The organism is Cytobacillus sp. T106 (assembly GCF_040492155.1).
Classification (GTDB): Bacteria; Bacillota; Bacilli; order Bacillales; family Cytobacillaceae; genus Bacillus_AB; species Bacillus_AB infantis.
In genome coordinates, this window is the sequence record NZ_JBEUMK010000001.1 from 407804 (window position 1) to 424016 (window position 16213).

General features: G+C 47.0%; 17 protein-coding genes. 16 read left to right on the plus strand and 1 reads right to left on the minus strand.

The window, feature by feature from the left end; all coding sequences use genetic code 11:
• The first annotated feature begins 199 nt into the window (after positions 1 to 199).
• From dnaJ to deoC, 5 genes are all read left to right on the plus strand, one after another.
• Positions 200 to 1321: a molecular chaperone DnaJ gene (gene dnaJ, locus ABU165_RS01995; RefSeq protein ID WP_094767031.1), complete on the plus strand. Its 1122-nt coding sequence runs from the start codon at positions 200 to 202 to the stop codon at positions 1319 to 1321.
• Between the two features lie 21 nt (positions 1322 to 1342).
• Positions 1343 to 2281 (plus strand): 50S ribosomal protein L11 methyltransferase, encoded by a 939-nt coding sequence (gene prmA / locus ABU165_RS02000; RefSeq protein WP_009791384.1) that lies wholly within the window; start codon positions 1343 to 1345, stop codon positions 2279 to 2281.
• Between the two features lie 143 nt (positions 2282 to 2424).
• Positions 2425 to 3171, plus strand: coding sequence for a 16S rRNA (uracil(1498)-N(3))-methyltransferase (locus ABU165_RS02005; protein WP_318059549.1), 747 nt, complete (start codon positions 2425 to 2427; stop codon positions 3169 to 3171).
• Positions 3172 to 3176: 5 nt separating this feature from the next.
• Positions 3177 to 4529, plus strand: a complete 1353-nt coding sequence (mtaB, locus tag ABU165_RS02010; RefSeq protein WP_009791386.1) for a tRNA (N(6)-L-threonylcarbamoyladenosine(37)-C(2))-methylthiotransferase MtaB — start codon at positions 3177 to 3179, stop codon at positions 4527 to 4529.
• A gap of 230 nt (positions 4530 to 4759) precedes the next feature.
• Positions 4760 to 5431: a deoxyribose-phosphate aldolase gene (gene deoC, locus ABU165_RS02015; RefSeq protein ID WP_022544208.1), complete on the plus strand. Its 672-nt coding sequence runs from the start codon at positions 4760 to 4762 to the stop codon at positions 5429 to 5431.
• 49 nt (positions 5432 to 5480) lie between these two features.
• Here the strand turns inward: deoC and ABU165_RS02020 are convergent, their stop codons facing one another.
• A complete protein-coding gene (locus tag ABU165_RS02020; protein ID WP_094767034.1) occupies positions 5481 to 6401 on the minus strand; it encodes a Na/Pi symporter in 921 nt (306 codons plus the stop codon).
• 242 nt (positions 6402 to 6643) lie between these two features.
• On the opposite strand from ABU165_RS02020, the gene rpsU reads away from it, so the two are divergent.
• The 11 genes from rpsU to ABU165_RS02075 all read left to right on the plus strand — a co-directional run bounded on the left by rpsU (position 6644) and on the right by ABU165_RS02075 (position 16202).
• Positions 6644 to 6817, plus strand: coding sequence for a 30S ribosomal protein S21 (rpsU, locus tag ABU165_RS02025; RefSeq protein WP_009791389.1), 174 nt, complete (start codon positions 6644 to 6646; stop codon positions 6815 to 6817).
• Between the two features lie 17 nt (positions 6818 to 6834).
• The gene (locus tag ABU165_RS02030) at positions 6835 to 7278 is read left to right on the plus strand and encodes a GatB/YqeY domain-containing protein (RefSeq protein WP_009791390.1); all 444 of its coding nucleotides are present in this window, start codon (positions 6835 to 6837) and stop codon (positions 7276 to 7278) included.
• A 226-nt stretch (positions 7279 to 7504) separates the two neighbouring features.
• Entirely contained in the window at positions 7505 to 8845 is a 1341-nt protein-coding gene (locus ABU165_RS02035; protein ID WP_094767035.1) for an NfeD family protein, read from the plus strand.
• 51 nt (positions 8846 to 8896) lie between these two features.
• A complete protein-coding gene (floA, locus tag ABU165_RS02040; protein WP_009791392.1) occupies positions 8897 to 9895 on the plus strand; it encodes a flotillin-like protein FloA in 999 nt (332 codons plus the stop codon).
• Between the two features lie 35 nt (positions 9896 to 9930).
• Positions 9931 to 10398 (plus strand): hypothetical protein, encoded by a 468-nt coding sequence (locus ABU165_RS02045; RefSeq protein ID WP_009791393.1) that lies wholly within the window; start codon positions 9931 to 9933, stop codon positions 10396 to 10398.
• An 81-nt stretch (positions 10399 to 10479) separates the two neighbouring features.
• Complete coding sequence (yqfC, locus tag ABU165_RS02050) at positions 10480 to 10764, plus strand: sporulation protein YqfC (RefSeq protein ID WP_022544206.1); 285 nt, start codon at positions 10480 to 10482, stop codon at positions 10762 to 10764.
• A gap of 70 nt (positions 10765 to 10834) precedes the next feature.
• Positions 10835 to 12028, plus strand: a complete 1194-nt coding sequence (yqfD, locus tag ABU165_RS02055; RefSeq protein WP_129612072.1) for a sporulation protein YqfD — start codon at positions 10835 to 10837, stop codon at positions 12026 to 12028.
• Positions 12025 to 12987, plus strand: coding sequence for a PhoH family protein (locus ABU165_RS02060; RefSeq protein ID WP_129612071.1), 963 nt, complete (start codon positions 12025 to 12027; stop codon positions 12985 to 12987). Before yqfD ends, ABU165_RS02060 begins: the two co-directional genes overlap by 4 nt.
• 194 nt (positions 12988 to 13181) lie before the next feature.
• Positions 13182 to 15362 (plus strand): HD family phosphohydrolase, encoded by a 2181-nt coding sequence (locus tag ABU165_RS02065; RefSeq protein ID WP_101550337.1) that lies wholly within the window; start codon positions 13182 to 13184, stop codon positions 15360 to 15362.
• Positions 15359 to 15829, plus strand: a complete 471-nt coding sequence (gene ybeY, locus ABU165_RS02070; RefSeq protein ID WP_318059548.1) for an rRNA maturation RNase YbeY — start codon at positions 15359 to 15361, stop codon at positions 15827 to 15829. The genes ABU165_RS02065 and ybeY overlap by 4 nt, the downstream gene beginning before the upstream one ends.
• Complete coding sequence (locus ABU165_RS02075) at positions 15807 to 16202, plus strand: diacylglycerol kinase family protein (protein WP_224951532.1); 396 nt, start codon at positions 15807 to 15809, stop codon at positions 16200 to 16202. The genes ybeY and ABU165_RS02075 overlap by 23 nt, the downstream gene beginning before the upstream one ends.
• Positions 16203 to 16213: the final 11 nt, after the last annotated feature.

Genomic DNA, 16213 nt, shown 5'->3' on the forward strand with positions numbered 1-16213 from the left:
TTTATCCAGCTCCGGCGGCTAGGCCCTCGAGGTCTTAAGCCAAGCAGATCAGAAGGTTAAAGAACAACCTTCCCCTCTGCTTGTCTTAAGCTTGTCGGGCCTGAACAAGCCGCCTCCGCTTTTAGTTTAACTATTGCACTTTTTCTTTATAGAGTGATACAATAATCTTTATGTGAAATGACCGGGGAGTGTGAAATTCATGAGCAAACGGGATTATTATGAGGTCCTGGGGGTCAGCAAAAGTGCCAGCAAGGATGAAATAAAGAAATCCTACCGCAAGCTTTCAAAAAAGTATCATCCTGATATTAATAAAGAAGCGGACGCAGATGAGAAATTCAAGGAAGTAAAAGAAGCATACGAAGTTTTGAGTGATGATCAGAAACGCGCCCACTATGACCAGTTTGGCCATACAGATCCCAACCAGGGCTTTGGAGGAGGAGATTTCGGAGGCGGCTTCGGCGGATTCGAGGATATCTTCAGTACTTTCTTCGGAGGCGGTGGAAGGAGAAGGGATCCGAATGCACCAAGGCAGGGGGCCGATCTTCAATATACAATGTCCCTTTCTTTTGAAGAAGCGGTATTCGGAAAAGAAACTGATATTGAAATACCGAGGGAAGAAACATGCGAGACTTGCGACGGTTCAGGGGCCAAGCCTGGCACTAAGCCTGAAACTTGCCGGCATTGCCATGGCTCCGGCCAGCTGAATGTTGAGCAGAATACGCCGTTCGGCAAGATTGTCAACAGAAGGGTCTGCCAGTACTGCAGCGGCACAGGCAAAGAAATCAAAGAAAAATGCCAAACTTGCGGCGGCACAGGCAAAGTGACCAAGCGGAAGAAGATCCATGTAAAAATTCCGGCCGGCATTGATGACGGACAGCAGCTGCGCGTGACCGGACAAGGGGAACCAGGAATTAACGGCGGTCCTCCAGGAGATCTATATGTAGTATTCCATGTCAGGGGCCATGAATTCTTTGAACGTGAAGCTGACGATATTTACTGTGAAATGCCAATCACTTTTGTCCAGGCAGCACTTGGTGATGAGATCGAGGTGCCGACCCTTCACGGAAAAGTGAAACTGAAGGTTCCTGCCGGGACTCAGACAGGCACCCGCTTCCGCCTGAAAGGAAAAGGCGTGCCGAATGTGAGGGGCTATGGAAATGGCGACCAGCACATACTTGTGCGGATTGTCACGCCGACAAAACTGACAGAAAAACAGAAACAGCTTCTGCAGGAGTTTGGCGAAGTGAGCGGCCAAGTGCCGCAGGGTGAACAGGAAGAAAGCTTTTTCGCAAAGGTAAAAAGAGCCTTTAAGGGTGAATAAAGGAATGGGAGTTGGTAGAGAATGAAATGGTCAGAAATCAGCATTCATACAACAAATGAGGCGATTGAACCGATTTCAAACATTTTGCATGAAGCCGGAGCAAGCGGAGTAGTCATTGAGGATCCGTTTGATTTGATTAAAGACAGAGAAGATCAATTCGGTGAAATCTACCAGCTCAATCCGCAAGATTACCCAGAGGAAGGCGTTATTGTGAAAGCCTATCTTCCGGTCAACAGCTTCCTGGGCGAGACGGTGGATGAAATTAAGGAAGCCATCAATGGCCTTATCCTTTACAATATTGATATCGGGCTTAATAAAGTGACGATCAGTGAAGTGAACGAAGAGGAATGGGCCACGGCCTGGAAAAAATATTATAATCCTGTTAAAATATCTGAACGGTTCACCATTGTGCCGACCTGGGAGGATTATACGCCTGTAAGCAGCGATGAATTGATTATCGAGCTTGATCCGGGCATGGCTTTTGGCACCGGGACACATCCGACGACAGTCATGTGCATCCAGGCGCTGGAGCGTACGGTGGCACAAGGGGACAGAGTCGTTGACGTCGGAACCGGTTCAGGTGTGCTCAGCATTGCTGCTGCCATGCTCGGGGCGGAAAAAGTGGAAGCACTTGATCTTGACGAAGTGGCTGTTAAGTCTGCAAGGCTTAACATTAAGCTGAATAAGGTGCATGAGACTGTAAGTGTTTCGCAGAACAACCTGTTAAACGGAGTGCAGGAAGGGGCCGATGTCGTAGTTGCCAATATTCTGGCCGAGGTCATCCTGCGCTTTACAGATGAAGTGGCCAAAACGGTGAAAAAAGGCGGACGCTTCATTGCATCTGGCATCATTCAGCAGAAAAAGCAGCAGGTCAAAGAGGCAATCATCCAGGCCGGGTTCGAAATTGAAGAAATCCTGCAGATGGAAGACTGGGTCGCCATCATTGCCAAAAATAAATAGGACAAATATTTGACTGGACGGGAAAAACGGGAGTACTTGAAGCTGGGATACACCCCATGTCCTTCAAAATCCCTTTTTTCCGTTTGGCGGATTTGCAGCAGCCATACGGCATTTGCAATAAATAAAGGTAGGCAGGTGCAGCCATGCAGCGATATTTTACAAATCGGGATAAGGATGGCAGATTCATCATAGCAGGCGACGATTTCCACCATATAACAAGGGTCATGCGTATGAAGGAAGGGGACAGCATTATTTGTGCCGTCCGCGGCGGCAGGAGTGCGGTATGCCGGATTGAAGAAATTACCGATGAACAAGTGAATGCGGAAGTAGTACAATGGAAGGAAGCGAGCTCAGAGCTTCCAATCAAAGCTGCAATAGCGAGCGGATTGCCTAAAGGGGATAAGCTCGAGCTGATCATCCAAAAGGGGACAGAGCTTGGAGCTTCAGTGTTTATCCCTTTTACTGCAGCCCGTTCGATTGTAAAATGGGATGAGAAGAAAGCGGGAAAGAAAACAGAACGCTGGCAGAAAATCGCCAAAGAAGCGGCCGAGCAGTCTCATAGAGATTTGCAGCCTGATGTGCTCCAGCCTGTGAGCATGAAAGAGCTGATAGACCTGGGCAAGGGCTATGACCGTAAAGTGATTGCCTATGAAGAAGATGCCAAAGACGGGGAAAGCTCTGCTTTTGCATCTCTTTTGTCGGGCATGGAAAAGGGGCAGTCCCTTCTCATGGTGTTTGGCCCGGAAGGCGGCCTCTCGGAAAAGGAAGTTGCACTCTTAAAGGACAATGGATTTTTGTCATGCGGACTTGGCCCGAGGATATTGCGTACTGAAACAGCGCCGCTATATGCGCTTGCGGCTGTTTCTTATCATTTTGAACTAATGAGGTGAATACAATGGCAACAGTTGCTTTTCATACACTTGGCTGTAAGGTGAATCATTATGAAACAGAAGCAATCTGGCAATTGTTTAAGCAAGAAGGCTACGAACGGACAGATTTTGAATCTGCATCCGATGTATATATAATCAATACTTGTACAGTAACAAACACAGGTGATAAAAAAAGCCGCCAGGTCATCAGAAGGGCGATCAGGAAGAATCCTGATGCCGTAATCTGTGTAACAGGCTGCTACGCCCAGACCTCGCCTGCAGAAATAATGGCCATACCTGGTGTGGATATCGTCGTGGGTACACAGGACAGGGTCAAGATGCTGGAGTATATCGAACAGTATAAACAAGAACGCCAGCCGATCAATGCTGTCGGAAATATTATGAAAAACCGTGTGTACGAAGAACTGGATGTTCCTGCCTTCACGGACAGGACACGCGCTTCCCTGAAAATTCAGGAAGGCTGCAATAACTTCTGTACATTCTGCATCATTCCGTGGGCACGGGGCTTGATGAGATCCCGCGATCCGCAGGAAGTCATCCGCCAGGCGCAGCAGCTTGTCGATGCAGGCTATAAGGAAATTGTCCTGACCGGCATCCACACAGGCGGCTATGGAGAAGACATGAAGGATTACAATCTTGCCATGCTGCTAAGGGATCTCGAGGCACAGGTAAAAGGCCTGAAGCGTCTGCGTATTTCTTCTATCGAAGCAAGCCAGATCACTGATGAAGTGATTGAGGTGATGGACAAGTCTGAAGTGGTCGTAAGGCACCTGCATATTCCTCTGCAGTCAGGCTCTAATACTGTACTTAAGAGAATGAGAAGAAAGTACACAATGGAATTCTTTGCAGAGCGCCTTGACCGCCTAAAAGAGGCGCTTCCCGGCCTTGCCGTCACATCTGACGTTATTGTCGGCTTCCCTGGTGAAACCGAAGAAGAGTTTATGGAAACCTACAATTTTATCAAAGAGCATAAATTCTCGGAGCTGCATGTGTTCCCTTATTCAAAAAGGACCGGGACACCTGCAGCCCGGATGGAAGACCAGATTGATGAGGAAATTAAGAATGAGCGGGTGCACCGCCTTATTTCCCTTTCCGATCAGCTGGCAAAGGAATATGCATCACAGTTTGAAAATGAGGTGCTTGAAGTCATTCCTGAGGAAATTTACAAGGAAGATCCTGAGAGCGGGCTTTATGTCGGGTATACTGACAACTACCTGAAAGTCGTATTCCCAGCATCAGAAGAGATGGTAGGGAAAATCGTGAAAGTCAAGATATCCAAGGCAGGCTATCCTTTTAATGAAGGACAGTTTGTCCGGGTCGTTGACGAGGATGCTGTATACGAAGAAGCGGCTGTCTAAGTATGTGATAAAAAAGAATGGGGAGTGTTCCCCATTCTTTTTTTTGCAAAAATCGGCCGGAGGACTCTTCGGGCTACATATTTCCCTTTTAATATAGAAAAAATAGACGGGATGAAGAAAACGATTGCAAAAAACGATTAAAACCCATAATTTCAGCTACTTTTTTCGATAAGACAATGGTATGATGTAGAGGTACGGACAACTTGTTTGTTGAAAGGAGAACCATTGAAATGGCAACTAATGTAGCAAAAATGATCGATCATACATTATTGAAAGCAGATGCGACAAAAGAACAGATTGAGGTACTTTGTTCAGAAGCTAAAGAATACAGTTTCGCGTCTGTCTGTGTTAACCCTGCGTGGGTCAGCTACGCGAGTGAACTGCTGGAGGGTTCAGGCGTAGATGTCTGCACTGTCATCGGCTTTCCGCTGGGGGCGTCAACACCTGAGGTAAAAGCATTTGAAACTAAAAATGCCATTGAGAACGGCGCAACTGAAGTAGATATGGTTATTAATATCGGTGCATTAAAGAGCGGCAGCAGTGATCTTGTAGAAGCAGATATCCGTGCAGTCGTTGAGGCGGCAAAAGGGAAGGCACTTACAAAGGTCATTATTGAAACATCCCTCCTTACAGAGGATGAGAAGGTCCTGGCATGTGAGCTGGCTGTAAAAGCAGGCACAGATTTTGTTAAAACTTCTACAGGTTTTTCTACTGGGGGCGCAACCGTTGAAGATATCAGGCTGATGAGAAAAACAGTCGGTCCTGAAATCGGTGTTAAAGCATCAGGCGGTGTCCGCAGCACCGAAGATGCTCAGCAGATGATTGAAGCAGGAGCTACAAGAATCGGTGCAAGCTCCGGAGTGGCGATCGTTAATGGATTAACGAGCGATTCAGATTACTGATTACTAAATGGAAAAGACAGGTAAGCATCAATTGCTGGCCTGTCTTTTTTTATTTGTCATGGATCTTCATAATTAACCTTCCAAAATGTTCAGCAAACGGCAGTACCATTAAAGAAGTGAGCACATTGAATAATACACTCACATGTGCCAGCTGGACATCCGGTTCGGCCGCTGCCCATTCGCCGAATGAGGAAAGGGAGCCTATGAAAGGGAGGAAAAGGGCTGCTCCCGCTATATTCAGCCAGATATGTGCAAAGGCAGTGAGGCGCGCCTCCTTCCCTGCGCCAATGGATGCAAGATAGGCAGTGAGGCAGGTCCCGATATTGGCTCCGAGCATAAAGGCTATGCCTGTATCCAATTCTATGATCCCGCCGTTCAGAAACCCCATGATGATCCCCACAGCCGCAGTGCTGGATTGGATGATCGCTGTCAGCACCATGCCAACTGCCGCACCGGTCAGATGGCTGTTCTCCATAAGCCCGAGAATATCGGTCAGAAAAGGGACACCCTGCAGCGGGGAAGCTAGAAATTCAAAGCCCTTCATCGAGGAAAGTACAATGGAGATGCCAAGGATTCCCATGCCAATATGCTTCAGTGCCTTTCTGCCAAATAAGATAAGGCAAGACCCGGCTGCTGCCAGGGGGATGATGAGAGACTCGATATTGAAGGTGATGAATTCTGTTGTAAACGTCGTTCCAATATTTGTTCCCAAGATGATGCCGATCGATTGGGGGAAGGTCAGGATCCGGGCGGAAATAAGGCCGATAGTCAACACCATAACAGCAGAGCTGCTTTGCAGGACAGCAGTAATCAGCATTCCTGCCAGCATCCCCTGCCAGGGGAAATGGGTGTAAGCGGCGATCTTCCGCTTGAATGAATCACCGGAAAGTCCGTATAACCCTGATCTTAACAGTGCCATTCCGTATATGAAAAAAATAATCAACAATAAAAACAGGATAATCAGCAGCATGCGTTCTCACTCCTTCATTTAAACTCTATGAAGGAACGGGACTGGACATGCCTTGCGAAAAGGGTTTAATTTTACCGCTTCTATGGTAAATTAAATGAAAGGACAGAGCCTGCAAAAAAAAACTGCACCTGCCCGTGATGAATTACAGTTGACCTTGTATCACTGTTATATTATAATTGCAAGGTACATGGAAATCTATGTTTCTGATGTAAGTGTGTTGTGCTCGGAGGGAGGGAAAGAGAATGTCTAAAACAGTCGTTAAAAAGAACGAATCGCTTGAAGATGCTCTTCGTCGCTTCAAACGTTCTGTATCTAAAACAGGTACTTTACAAGAGGCGAGAAAGCGCGAATTCTACGAAAAACCTAGTGTAAAGCGCAAGAAGAAGTCCGAAGCTGCTAGAAAACGTAAGTTCTAAGAGAGGGTGTATCAACTATGAGTCTTCTCGAGCGTTTAAATGATGATATGAAACAAGCGATGAAAAACAAAGAAAAAGATAAACTCACTGTCATTCGGATGATTAAAGCATCTCTGCAGAATGAAGCCATCAAGCTTGGCGGAGAGCTTAACGAAGAGCAGGAGTTAACTGTCCTTTCTCGCGAAGTGAAACAACGCAAGGACTCCCTCCATGAATTTGAAAAAGCAGGTCGTGAAGACCTTGTTGAAAAATTGCGGAACGAATTGATATTCGTCGAGCTATATATGCCCAAGCAGCTGTCTGAGGATGAAGTATCAAAGATTGTCCAGGAGACAATCGAAGAAACTGGAGCATCAGGAAAAGCCGATATGGGAAAAGTGATGTCTGCCATTATGCCTAAAGTAAAAGGCAAAGCGGACGGCTCACTTGTAAATAAACTTGTACAACAACACCTTTCATGAAAAAGTATGCCAAAAGACCGCAAGCAATCTGCCTGCGGTCTTTTTATTGCTTGTGAGCGGCATACTGCAATAAATTCAGGGTACGTATGGAAGGTGTGCCGCTGTTAAAAACTATTACATAGGAAAAAATAATGCCGAAAAGAGAAAATGTGCTAAAAATGAATCTTTTTTCTTTTTAAAACGTAAGTAAAAGAAGATTAACTTTTGTTTGGGAAAGGAGGAGAAAATGGTGGCTCTCAGAAGGGCAGTCACTCTGCTGGCGTTTTTGGGCATCCTGCTGATTATGCTGATTCCCGAAAAAGGGAATGCTGATAATGAAGTGGTATACGTTGTTCCCATTGAAGAAACAGTGGAAAAAGGCCTTTATGCATTTTTGAACAGGGCTGTCAGCACCGCTGAAGAGAATGGGGCTTCTGCCATTATTTTTGAAATGGATACACCTGGGGGCGCAGTGGATGCTGCCGGGAAAATAGGCAAGCTGCTTGCGGAAACAGAATTGAAGACGGTGTCCTTTGTCAATAATCAGGCCCTGTCGGCCGGTGCCTATATCTCTTTGAATATGGATGAAATATACATGGTGCCTGGTGCTGTCATGGGATCTGCTGCCATTATCGATCAATCAGGGAACACCGCAGGAAAGAAAGCGGAATCCTATTGGCTGAGTGCAATGAAGAGTGCTGCTAACCAGTCTGGCAGGGATCCGGAGATAGCACTGGCCATGGCGGATGAGTCGGTTGATCTGCCGGAATATGGCGCCCCAAAAGGGAAGCTTCTCACTTTGACATCAGAGCAGGCAGAGCAGGCAGGGTATTCTGAAGGCACTGTTTCATCTCTTGATGAACTGCTGGACACTCTTGGCTACTCAGGGGCAGAGATCAGGAGCCTGGATGAAAGCTTTGCAGAGAAAATAGCCCGTTTTATCACCCACCCGGTTGTTGTGCCGATTCTCTTGTCTGTCGGCAGCCTGGGACTTGTGCTTGAGCTTTACTCGCCGGGATTCGGCATCCCGGGATCGATGGGACTTGCTGCCCTCCTGCTGTTTTTTTACGGCCATATGGTTGCAGGCCTGGCAGGATATGAGTCCATCGTTTTGTTTTTGGTCGGCCTGGGGCTGATCATACTGGAGTTTTTCCTTCCAGGAGGGATTGCCGGGGCAATAGGCCTTGTTTCGGTTGTAGGAAGCTTGTTTCTTGCAACTGACAACGTTGTCCATACGGCCGTATCCATTTTGATTGCCATTGGCATTTCTATTTTGGTATCCATCTTAATGATAAAGGTGTTTGGTAAAAAAATGAAATTCTTCAGGAAAATTATATTGAGCGATTCGACAAGCACTGAGAAAGGGTATATCTCAAACAAGACGCGTGCAGAGCTTATTGGTCTTGAAGGCTATGCTCTGACTGCATTAAGGCCGGCCGGGACGGCTGTGCTCGAGGATGAAAGAATCGATGTTGTCAGCGAAGGCGGTTTTATCCAGAAAGGGGCAAGGTTAAGGGTCGTAAAAGCAGAAGGCTCCCGGATTGTTGTGAGAGAAATGCTTGATATGGAAAAAAAAGCCGATCAATGAATGGACTCCCGTGGAAACAGGGATGACAAATAGATTTTAAGGAGGAACATAATGTTAGGAGAAGGAACTGTATTTATTTTAGTAGCCGTGGTTTTGGCCGTTATTCTGCTGGCGGTGCTGTTTACTTTCGTACCAGTGGCACTCTGGATTTCCGCCCTGGCGGCAGGCGTCAGGGTCAGCATCTTCACGTTGATTGGAATGAGGCTCCGCCGGGTCATCCCGAATAGGGTCATCAATCCTTTGATTAAAGCCCATAAAGCGGGTCTGGATGTTACAACAAATCAGCTTGAGAGCCATTATTTGGCCGGAGGTAATGTGGATAGGGTTGTAAACGCACTGATAGCCGCACACAGGGCCAATATTGAATTGAGCTTTGAGAGAACCGCCGCTATCGACCTTGCTGGACGTGACGTTCTGGAAGCTGTACAAATGAGCGTCAATCCTAAGGTGATTGAAACACCGTTCATTGCCGGTGTGGCAATGGATGGGATAGAAGTCAAAGCTAAAGCGCGGATCACGGTCCGGGCAAATATTGAGCGGCTTGTAGGGGGAGCCGGGGAAGAAACAATCGTAGCCCGTGTAGGAGAAGGGATTGTTTCGACTATCGGTTCTTCGGATAATCATAAGAAAGTACTTGAAAATCCTGACATGATCTCTCAGACAGTTCTGTCCAAGGGCCTTGATGCAGGCACGGCATTTGAAATTCTGTCCATTGATATCGCGGATGTGGACATCGGCAAGAATATCGGTGCTGAGCTTCAGACTGAGCAGGCGGAAGCAGATAAGAAGATCGCCCAGGCTAAGGCTGAGGAAAGGCGTGCAATGGCCGTTGCCCAGGAGCAGGAAATGAAAGCAAAAGTAGAAGAAATGAGAGCAAAGGTTGTCGAAGCAGAAGCCAAAGTCCCTCTTGCCATGTCAGAAGCTCTCCGGTCAGGTAATCTCGGGGTGATGGATTACATGAACATCCAGAATATATCTGCTGATACGGATATGAGGGGTTCAATTGGAAGAACAACAGATCCAGGCATGGATGGGAAAAATAATGACTAACTAGCCGGGAATATGCTGGGAAAGGAGGATTCTCCTTGGAATTCTTATTGGAAAATCCATTTATTCTAGTTGTGCTGATCGGCATCATCTCCTCACTTTTCAGCAAGGCAAAACGCGGCGGCACTACGGGACCGGCACAGCAGCAGGGGAATGCGGAGCCTGAACCGGGACCGTATGCCGATGCCGGGTATGAGCCGGAGGAAAAACCGGCTGTACCGGTTAAGGAAGCAGGACGGCAAACGCTCGAAAGCATGGAGTCTTATTATCAGGAAAGAAAAGTGCAGGCAGAAGAACGCGCAAGGAGGCTTTCTGAAAGGCAGGATCTGCTGGAAAGAAGGGTTCAGAATGCACGCAATGCTGCTGGAAAACCTGAGAAGAGCACTAAAGCTGAACCTGCCGGACGGGCTGCAGTAAGCCGGGAAAAGCTTGCGGACGCAATAGTCTGGTCAGAAATCCTCGGGCCCCCCCGGTCAAAGAACCCGCGCAGGCTGCACAGACGCTGAACGGGCGGCATTAACGAATAAAAAGAGTGCTAGAACCTTCTTCCATCTCATACATATGAGATGAAAGGGGGTTCTTTTTTTATGGCTAAAAAGTGGGGACAATACATTCGCAGCTGGATGACCAACCAAATGGAGCTTCCTCAAGATGTCATGATGGATTTACCCCGGATAACAATGATTGGGCAAATTCATATATATATTGAGAACCACCGCGGACTGATTGCTTTTAGTGATAAAGAGCTCAGGCTTCTGCTCAAGCAAGGGCAGCTGCTCATCAAAGGAAGCACCTTTGTCATTAAGACCATACTCCCTGAAGAGATACTGCTGGAAGGCAAAATCGACCAGGTGCAGTATATAGACGAATAATGGCCAGCGCCATGCGGTGATTCTTTTGAACCGCAGGTCTGGCTGAAAAAGAGATCCGGAGGGAAGGAAAATGAAGAATCAATGGATTGCTTTTTATTCTGGAATAATCACTGTAAAGGCTGCGGGCTCCGGCATTGAACGGCTGATCAACTCACTGACCAGGAACGGCATCATGGTCTGGCAGGTAAAAAGGCATGGAGAGCAAGCGGTTACCTTTAAAATAAAGCTGACTGACGTAAAGCGGCTCCGTGCGTCAGTAAGGAAGAGCGGATGCAGGATTGAATTCCTTCATCGAGCCGGCCTGCCCTTTCTGCTGAAAAGAAGCCTCAAAAACAGCGGTTTTCTTTTTGGTGCCGCCTCTTTCCTTGTTATCCTGATCCTTTTGTCCAATATGGTATGGGGAATTGAAATCAAAGGGGCAGATCCTGCTACTGAATATAAAATCCGCAGGCAGCTTGACGAAATGGGCATCCGCAAAGGTAAACTTCAGTTTTTTGTCAAAAATGTAGAAGGAATCCAGCGTGAGCTATCCAACGAAGTGGATGAGATCACCTGGGTAGGTGTGGAGCTCAAGGGGACAACCTACCACTTCCAGGTGGTGGAGAAAAACGAGCCGGATAAGCCGGAGCTTTTGAGCCCAAGACACCTGGTTGCCAAAAAGAAGGCTGTGATTTTGGACATGTTCGTGGAAGAAGGCAAGCCTGTTGTCAGCATTAATGACCATGTCATCCCTGGCCAGCTTCTGGTTTCAGGCATCATCGGCCAGGACGGCCAAACACAGACAGTACCGGCAAAAGGGGAAATCTGGGGGGAGACCTGGTATAAATCCGAGGTGAAACTTCCGCTTAAGAGCACCCTCCAGGTGTTCAGCGGAGGAGAAAAAAGGAAATATTATTTTGACATAGGAAATTTTTCAATTCCTGTCTGGGGGTTTGGCAAACCGGAATTCAGTGAATATGAGATAGAAGAGAACAGAAAGGACATTAAATTCCTGAAATGGACCCTCCCTCTCGGCTTTACAAGCAGGACCATGCGGGAAAGTGAAACCGTTACAAGGATTTACTCCAATGAGGAAGCCTTTGAAGTGGCAAAAGATTTGGCCAGAAAAGATATAAAAAACAGCTTGAGTGAGGATGCTAAGATCAAGGGAGAAAAAATTTTGCACCAATCCGTAGAGAATGGTAAAGTATTTATAGCAATACATTTCCAAATTATTGAGAATATTGCAGAAGGACAATCCATTATCCAAGGAGACACAGAATGACAGAAGACTTAAAAACCATGAATGTTCATCTGGAAGATCCTAATGAAGCAATAGCACTGATCGGGAATTCGGATGCCAACCTGAAAATAATCGAACAGGAACTGAATGTGTCTGTCGTCACACGGGGAGAAACGATTTTCGTGTCCGGCGAGGCAGATGCTGTCGAGCTTGCCGGCCAAATCCTGGACAAACTCATTTATGTGATCCGCAAAGGAATCAATATCAGCGGCAGGGATGTTATGTACAGTATCCAGATGGCCAAAAAAGGCACACTTGAATATTTCAGCGACCTGTATGAAGAGGAAATAACGAAGAATGCAAAAGGCAAGTCCATTAGGGTAAAAACGCTTGGGCAGCGCCAATATATAAATTCGATTAAAACAAATGATCTGGTATTTGGAATTGGCCCTGCAGGTACAGGCAAGACCTATCTGGCTGTTGTGATGGCAGTCAATGCATTGAAAAATGGGAATGTAAAGAGAATAATCCTGACCAGGCCGGCTGTTGAAGCAGGCGAAAGCCTTGGCTTCCTTCCTGGGGATCTGAAAGAAAAGGTCGATCCTTACCTGCGGCCGCTTTACGATGCCCTGCATGACATCCTTGGCGCCGAACATACTCAAAGGCTGATCGAGAGGGGTACCATTGAAATAGCCCCCCTTGCCTATATGAGGGGCCGTACGCTTGATGATGCATTTGTCATTCTTGACGAAGCACAGAATACAACACAGGCTCAGATGAAAATGTTCCTGACCAGGCTGGGCTTCGGCTCCAAGATGGTCATTACCGGTGACCGTACACAGGTCGACCTTCCGAAGGGAGTCCGTTCCGGGCTGATTGCTTCAGAAGATATCCTGTCTGCTGTAAAAGGAATTTCCTTCTCTTACCTGGAGCAAAGCGATGTCGTCCGCCATCCGCTTGTAGCCCGGATTATTTCAGCTTACGAAAAAACAGACCAATAATAAAAACCGTCCTGGTGGGCGGTTTTTATTCTGTCTGAAAAGGACCTGCCGGCAGGCAAACCCTCTGTTTCGCCAAGTTGATGTGAATAGAGGGTGAAACTTGACGGAAAAACTGTTATCATTTTACATAATCATAGTTCAAATTAAATGTGAGCTTATCCGGCCCTGCTTATGCCTGGATAGGAGGGGGAAGCATGGAAAAATTACAGCGCCAGTTGGCAAAGGTCAGAAACCTGTTGGATATGACATTCTTTAGAGTCGTCTTATTTCTTCTGCTCGGCATCGTACTATATGCCGCCATGTTCAGCAATGTAAAGCCCGAAAAGCTCGACATAAGCCTATTTTCTGTGGCTGAACAGACAATCCGCTCACCGATTACAATAGAAGACAAGGCGAACACCGAGAAGGAAAAGAAGGCGGCCGCCGACCAGGTGACCGATGTATACATAGTCAAAAAGGAAATCAATCAGAACCGTGTCGATCTGGTCACTTCCATATTTGATTCCGCAGCGGAAGTTAACGAAGAGATAAGCGAGGAAGCGGCACAAAGCGGTAATGAACAGGGTGATGGAGAACAGGAAACTGCATATGTTCCGCCTTCTTCTTCGGAAAAACTGAAAATGCTCAAGGAAAAGCTGACAGATAATGTGACGAAGGAAGTCTCTGATGCGGTCCTGTCACCGCTTCTGCAGGCGTCCAAGGACGAGCTTACGATTGCAAGGGACCTTACTGTAACGGCGATTAACAATGTGATGGGCAGCAAAATCCCTGCTGATGAAGTTGAAAACAGCAAAAAGAGGGTGGAGGAAGAGCTGAAATATACCAGTCTGAGCACGAATTTGAGAAGCTCGGCTATTGAGCTTGGCAGATATGCTGTCATCCAGAACGAATTTTATGACCCGGCTGCGACTGAAGAACTCAGGCAGCAGGCAGTAGAGAATGTAGAGCCGGTCAAAATCCTCCAAGGCCAGATCATCGCGGAAGAGCGCCAGCTGATCAACAGGGAAATCTACAGGCAGCTGGAGCTTACAGGGCTTCTGGACAACCAGAAAAGCATACAGCCGTTTCTGGGGCTGGGCCTGATTGTAGCCATCATTCTGGCTGCACTCTATTATTACTTTTATGAGCTGAATGTTCAAAAGGAGCTGAAACAGAATTACCTCCTGCTGTTCAGCCTGATTTTCATTCTTTCGCTTTTGCTGATGAAATGCGTAAGCCTCCTGCAGCTGCTCCAGTATCCGGAAATTGGCTTTATATTTCCGGCTGCAATGGCAGCCATGCTGATTAGAATCCTGATCAATGAAAGGCTTGCCATTCTGATTACGATAGTCCTTGCCATCTGCGGAAGCGTCATGTTCAATGAAGGCACTGCCGGAACATTGAATATAAATATGGGCATCTATATCATTTGCTCAGGCTTTGCGGGTATATTATTCTTAAACAAGCAAAACAACAGGTCCAAGATTCTTCAGGCAGGACTGTTTGCAGCAGGGGTGAACCTTGTTGTGATCATCGCCCTCATGCTGCTTAGAAATACTCATTTCGAGGCGGTTGAATACAGCTTCCACTTAGTGACAGCATTGATCTCCGGTGTGGCTTCATCTGTGCTGGCCATCGGCCTGCTTCCGTTCTTTGAGGGGAGCTTTGGCATCCTTTCCGCCATGCGGCTGATTGAGCTGTCAAACCCGAACCATCCGCTGCTCCGCAAAATCCTGACTGAGGCGCCGGGGACCTACCATCATAGTGTAATGGTGGCAAATCTGGCTGAGTCAGCATGTGAAGCAATCGGGGCAAATGGCCTCCTTGCCAGGGTAGGCTGCTATTATCATGATATCGGGAAGACAAAGAGACCGCATTTTTTTATTGAGAATCAAATGAATATCGAAAACCCGCATGACAGGCTGCCGCCGCAGACAAGCAAAAATATCATTATTGCCCATGCGGTCGACGGAGCTGAAATGCTGAGAAAGCACAAAATGCCGAAGGAAATCGTCGATATTGCCGAACAGCACCATGGCACCTCTTTGCTCAAATATTTCTACCATAAGGCCAAACAAAACGGTATGGATATCAATGAAGAGGACTATCGTTATCCGGGGCCAAAAGCACAGTCAAAGGAAATCGCCGTCATCGGCATTGCCGACAGTGTCGAGGCAGCGGTCAGGTCCATGTCCAATCCGACACCTGAACAAATTGAAGGGCTTGTCAGGAATATCATCTCAGACAGGCTTCAGGATGAACAGCTGAACGAATGTGACTTAACACTGAAGGAATTGGAAATCGTTGCACACACTTTTTGTGAAACTCTAAAGGGGATCTTCCATTCCAGAATTGAATATCCAGAATCCACGAAACAGAAGGTGAAGCAAGCATGAGCTTAAATATTGATTTTTTGGATGAAACAAATGAAGTAAAAAGCAGCCATATTAAACAGGTTGAAAAGCTGCTGAATTTTGCAGCAGAAAAGGAAAATGTTGAAGCTGGTTCGGAATTGTCCGTAACCTTTGTAACGAATGATCGTATTCAGGAAATAAACAGGGAGTACCGCGATAAAGACAAACCTACCGATGTTATTTCCTTTGCCATGGAAGAGCTTGGGGAAGGAGAAACAGAAATTGCCGGGGAAGGTATTCCAAGGGTGCTCGGCGATATCATCATATCAATTCAGAGGACAGAAGAACAGGCCGGTGAATATGGACACTCTTTTGAACGCGAGCTGGGTTTTCTTGCTGTTCACGGATTCCTCCATCTTCTTGGATATGACCATGAAACAGATGAGGAAGAAAGAGAAATGTTCGGCAGGCAGAAGGACATCCTTGATGAGTACGGGCTCACGCGATAAGAAGCCGGGTGCCGGGAAAGGCTTGTGGCCTGTTTTTGCTGCAGCTTTTGCCGGTATCGGCAATTCACTGAAGCAGGAAAGGAATATGAGGATTCATGCCCTTTCATCAGCTGTGGTCATTGCAGCAGGCGCCGGCTTTTCCTTAAGCCGGATCGAGTGGATGTTCATCATATTGGCCATTGCCGGGATGTTTGCGCTGGAACTGATCAACACAAGCATTGAAAGAGCTGTGGATCTGTCAACAGAAGAATGGCACCCGCTGGCAAAGCAGGCCAAGGATGCTGCAGCAGGGGCTGTGCTGGTGTTTGCTTTTGCGTCGGCAGCACTCGGTGTAATCATATTCCTCCCAAAGATATGGTCACTTTTTCAGTAGGAGCGGCTCCA

Excerpts from the sequence above, each read along its gene's own strand:
- dnaJ (WP_094767031.1), top strand. The coding sequence starts at position 200 with ATGAGCAAACGGGATTATTATGAGGTCCTGGGGGTCAGCAAAAGTGCC.
- prmA (WP_009791384.1), top strand. The coding sequence starts at position 1,343 with ATGAAATGGTCAGAAATCAGCATTCATACAACAAATGAGGCGATTGAA.
- ABU165_RS02005 (WP_318059549.1), top strand. The coding sequence starts at position 2,425 with ATGCAGCGATATTTTACAAATCGGGATAAGGATGGCAGATTCATCATA.
- mtaB (WP_009791386.1), top strand. The coding sequence starts at position 3,177 with ATGGCAACAGTTGCTTTTCATACACTTGGCTGTAAGGTGAATCATTAT.
- deoC (WP_022544208.1), top strand. The coding sequence starts at position 4,760 with ATGGCAACTAATGTAGCAAAAATGATCGATCATACATTATTGAAAGCA.
- ABU165_RS02020 (WP_094767034.1), bottom strand. The coding sequence starts at position 6,401 with ATGCTGCTGATTATCCTGTTTTTATTGTTGATTATTTTTTTCATATAC.
- rpsU (WP_009791389.1), top strand. The coding sequence starts at position 6,644 with ATGTCTAAAACAGTCGTTAAAAAGAACGAATCGCTTGAAGATGCTCTT.
- ABU165_RS02030 (WP_009791390.1), top strand. The coding sequence starts at position 6,835 with ATGAGTCTTCTCGAGCGTTTAAATGATGATATGAAACAAGCGATGAAA.
- ABU165_RS02035 (WP_094767035.1), top strand. The coding sequence starts at position 7,505 with ATGGTGGCTCTCAGAAGGGCAGTCACTCTGCTGGCGTTTTTGGGCATC.
- floA (WP_009791392.1), top strand. The coding sequence starts at position 8,897 with ATGTTAGGAGAAGGAACTGTATTTATTTTAGTAGCCGTGGTTTTGGCC.
- yqfC (WP_022544206.1), top strand. The coding sequence starts at position 10,480 with ATGGCTAAAAAGTGGGGACAATACATTCGCAGCTGGATGACCAACCAA.
- yqfD (WP_129612072.1), top strand. The coding sequence starts at position 10,835 with ATGAAGAATCAATGGATTGCTTTTTATTCTGGAATAATCACTGTAAAG.
- ABU165_RS02060 (WP_129612071.1), top strand. The coding sequence starts at position 12,025 with ATGACAGAAGACTTAAAAACCATGAATGTTCATCTGGAAGATCCTAAT.
- ABU165_RS02065 (WP_101550337.1), top strand. The coding sequence starts at position 13,182 with ATGGAAAAATTACAGCGCCAGTTGGCAAAGGTCAGAAACCTGTTGGAT.
- ybeY (WP_318059548.1), top strand. The coding sequence starts at position 15,359 with ATGAGCTTAAATATTGATTTTTTGGATGAAACAAATGAAGTAAAAAGC.
- ABU165_RS02075 (WP_224951532.1), top strand. The coding sequence starts at position 15,807 with ATGAGTACGGGCTCACGCGATAAGAAGCCGGGTGCCGGGAAAGGCTTG.